Here is a 2,683-nt window from a genome sequence, read left to right as displayed (position 1 = left end):
TTCTTTATAATGTTTTTTTCGTAATAAATTTAAACAGTTTCTCAATCGATTTATCATGAAAGAAAGCAATGAAATACCGGTTCTGTTGCTTACCGGTTATCTTGGCAGTGGCAAAACCACACTGCTCAACCACATTCTCACAAACGAGCGAGGCATACGTTTCGCAGTTATCGTAAACGACATAGGCGAAGTCAACATCGACGCCGACCTTATCCAGAAAGGGGGTATCGTGGGACAGGATGATTCAGGAGACCTCGTCGCCCTCCAGAACGGCTGCATATGCTGCACGCTACGCACTGACCTTATCAGACAGATATCAGATCTCATAGAATCGGCACGGTTCGACTATATAGTCATCGAGGCAAGCGGCGTGTGTGAGCCTGCGCCTATCGCCCAGACCATATGCTCGATGGAACAGATGGTGAATCCGGCACGCACCGACATCATCCGTCCGCGCATGGATGCCATCGTCACGGTTGTCGACGCACTACGCATGAAAAGTGAATTCGGATGCGGAGAAAACCTCGACAAAGAGAGAATCGAAGAAGAAGACATAGAGAATCTGATAATCGAACAGATAGAATTCTGCAACATTATCCTTCTGAACAAGATTTCAGAGGTCACACAAGATGAAGCAGCCCATATAAAAGCGGTAATACGTGCTTTACAGCCCAAGGCAAGAATTATGGAATGCGATTATTGTGATGTGAACCTCAGCGAAATCATCGACACACGGATGTTTGATTTCGAGGATGTGGCGACATCCGCCACCTGGGTCGAGAAAATAGAGAAACCCGCAGAAGAACAGGAACACCATCATCATCACGACCACGACCACAACAATCATGAACATGGACATGAACATGAGCATGGACATGAACATGAGCATGAATGCTGTCACCATGATGAGGGACATTGTGACTGCGGTCATCACCATCACCACCATCACGTTGAGGGAGAAGCCGAAGAATACGGCATCGGCACATTCGTATATTTCCGCCGCCGTCCTTTCAACTTCGAGAAGTTTGACCGCTTCGTGAATCTTGACTGGCCGGCAAACGTGATCCGCACAAAGGGAGTGCTGTATTTCAGCCACAACCGCGACATGTCCCTGCTTTTCGAGCAGGCGGGCATACAGAAAAACCTCAAGGAAGCCGGCTACTGGTATGCCACAGCCCCGGAAGAGGAACTGACGGTGCTGATGGAGCGCGAGCCGGGACTCCGCCGCGACTGGGATGAAGAATATGGTGACCGTATGATCAAGCTCGTATTCATCGGCAGAGACCTCGACCGCACCGCCCTCGCTTCCGCCCTCGATACCTGCCTCGAACCCCGCTGAACCTTTAAAAGACAGACATCAGGACAGATACAGAGGTCAGCTGCAGCAATCTGCGGCTGACCTCTGTGCCTCTCATCAATCATTTGTCTACATCAACAAGAAGATAAATCAGTATCCCTTGTTCTGGACGTACAGGCCGGGAACGTAATAAAGCTGGTTATAAGGAATCGGATAGAATTCGTTCTTACCTGAAGTATAATGAGCGTCATTGTAATACTGACCGAATCTCACGTCTGTGTAGCCTGTCGGCGAGTTGCTATCCGGGACGCTTCTGTAGGCATTCGATTCATATGCGAAATATTCGTTAAGCACTTCCGAGGCAATACCCCATCTGCGGAGGTCGAAATAGCGGCTGCTTTCCATCGCCATTTCAAGGCGTCTCTCCCACTGCAGACATTTGCGTGCCGTTTCCTTGTCGTTGAAATATGATGCAGGATATAGCGAAATCTCACAGAAGTCTCTTGCGTAGCCGATATGCTTGTCAACCGAATTGGCGGCGCGTCCGCGGATGTCGTTGATAATGGCGCGAGCCTCGGGAAGCTCGCCAAGTTCTATGAGTGCCTCCGCACGCATGAGCATCACGTCTGTATAACGAAACACATAATCGTTCATCGCAAATGCCTGCCAAGACCCTTCGAAAGTCTCCCCCTTGCTGCGTTGGGGAACCTCCTTTAGAGAAGTGTAGTAGCCGTAATCATTCGGGTCCCTGGTGTTGGCAATGGTAAGCGTGTATTCCGCCTCATACTTATAAGGGAACGAAGGCATTCCGACAGTGTGGAATAGACGGGGATCCCATTTCTGTGACGAAGCCACACCAGCCTCAGGATACGAATAGTCGCTGTCATAGTCATCGAACATCGGAAGACCGTTCTTTGTCTTGAACGCGCAGACAAGGTTCTGCGACGGTTTGTGGCAGTCCCATCCGCATGACCATATCTGCCAGCAACCGTTAAGAGTGTTCGACCAGTTGCAACGCCCGAATCTTGTATTGTCATCTTCATAGGAAGATGTCTGCACGGCAAACACCGATTCCTTGCTGTTCTTATATTCGGGGAGGAATATGTCGCCGAAATCCTCAAGATAATCGAAACGTGAGTTTTTGACAACATCTGTATATTCCTTCACCTTCTTCATATATTCAGTGTTGATATGCGCGGTTCCGGTAGTTGCCTCATAACCATCGCCCCATGCGAGAGTCAGATAACATTTGGCAAGATATGCCGCCGCCGCAACCTTGTCGGCGCGACCGCCATCCTGCATTTCAGCCGGAAGCACATCATAGGCAGCCTTGAACTCCCCTATCACCTTGCCGAACAATTCCTGATAAGTATACTGATTGTTCGG

2 protein-coding genes are annotated in these 2,683 nt (G+C 49.5%); one reads left to right on the top strand and one right to left on the bottom strand.

The features are described from left to right. The first annotated feature begins 55 nt into the window (after positions 1-55). Positions 56-1,339, top strand: a complete 1,284-nt coding sequence (locus JX312_RS11920) for a GTP-binding protein (protein ID WP_204458126.1) — start codon at positions 56-58, stop codon at positions 1,337-1,339. Positions 1,340-1,447: 108 nt separating this feature from the next. Here JX312_RS11920 and JX312_RS11915 read toward each other — a convergent pair. Then, the coding region (locus JX312_RS11915) for a RagB/SusD family nutrient uptake outer membrane protein (protein ID WP_204458125.1) at positions 1,448-2,683 on the bottom strand (1,236 nt) is incomplete at its 5' end.

It is taken from the genome of Barnesiella sp. CU968 (genome assembly GCF_905219685.1).
Taxonomy (GTDB): domain Bacteria; phylum Bacteroidota; class Bacteroidia; order Bacteroidales; family Muribaculaceae; genus Lepagella; species Lepagella muris_A.
Note: the sequence above shows the minus strand (reverse complement) of the source record. Positions and strands in the feature narration are given on the sequence as shown.

Excerpts from the sequence above, each read along its gene's own strand:
- JX312_RS11920 (WP_204458126.1), top strand. The coding sequence starts at position 56 with ATGAAAGAAAGCAATGAAATACCGGTTCTGTTGCTTACCGGTTATCTT.